The organism is Streptomyces hyderabadensis, assembly GCF_020404845.1.
GTDB classification, from domain to species: Bacteria; Actinomycetota; Actinomycetes; order Streptomycetales; family Streptomycetaceae; genus Streptomyces; species Streptomyces hyderabadensis.
Window position 1 is genome coordinate 1 of record NZ_JAIOJZ010000143.1, and the last position, 910, is coordinate 910.

Below are 910 nucleotides of genomic sequence, written 5' to 3' on the forward strand. Positions count from 1 at the left end.
GTGTTCGTGTTTCCGGGGCAGGGGTCGCAGTGGGTGGGGATGGCGGTGGGTTTGTTGGATGCGTCGCCGGTGTTTTTGGAGTCGATGGTGGCGTGTGGGGAGGTGTTGGGTGAGTTTGTGGAGTGGGATTTGCTGGAGGTGGTGCGTGGTGGTGGTGCGGGGGTGTTGGAGCGGGTTGATGTGGTGCAGCCGGTGTTGTGGGCGGTGATGGTGTCGTTGGCTGCGGTGTGGCGGGCGTGTGGGGTGGAGCCGGCTGCGGTGGTGGGTCATTCGCAGGGGGAGATTGCTGCTGCGGTGGTGGCGGGTGGTTTGTCGTTGCGGGATGGTGCGCGGGTGGTGGCGTTGCGTAGTGCGGTGATTGGTGCTGCGTTGGCGGGCCGGGGTGGGATGGCGTCGGTGGCGTTGTCGGCGGATGGGGTGCGGGAGCGGTTGGTGGGGTGGGAGGGGCGGTTGTCGTTGGCGGCGGTGAATGGGCCGTCGGCGTGTGTGGTGTGTGGGCATGTGGAGGCGTTGGAGGAGTTTGTGGGTGTGTTGGAGGGTGAGGGGGTGCGGGTGCGGCGGATTGCGGTGGATTATGCGTCGCATTCGGTGTTTGTGGAGGAGGTGGAGGGGGAGCTTGGTGAGGTTTTGGCGGGTGTGTGTGGCCGGTCTGGTGAGGTGCCGTTTTATTCGACGGTGACGGGTGGGGTGTGTGACACGGCTGGTTTGGATGCGGGGTATTGGTATCGGAATTTGCGGCAGACGGTGCGGTTCGAGGAGACGGTGCGGGAGTTGGCGGGGCGGGGTTTTGATGCGTTTGTTGAGGTGAGTGCGCATCCGGTGTTGACGGTGGGGGTGCAGGAGACGTTGGAGGCGGCGGGTGTGCGGGGGGTGGTGTGTGGGTCGTTGCGTCGGGGTGAGGGTGGTCCGG

At 65.6% G+C, this 910-nt stretch carries 1 protein-coding gene; it reads left to right on the plus strand.

Going from position 1 to position 910, the window contains the following annotated elements; translation table 11 throughout:
* On the plus strand, window positions 1-910 hold a 910-nt coding region (locus K7854_RS37260), incomplete at both ends, for an acyltransferase domain-containing protein (protein WP_226030984.1).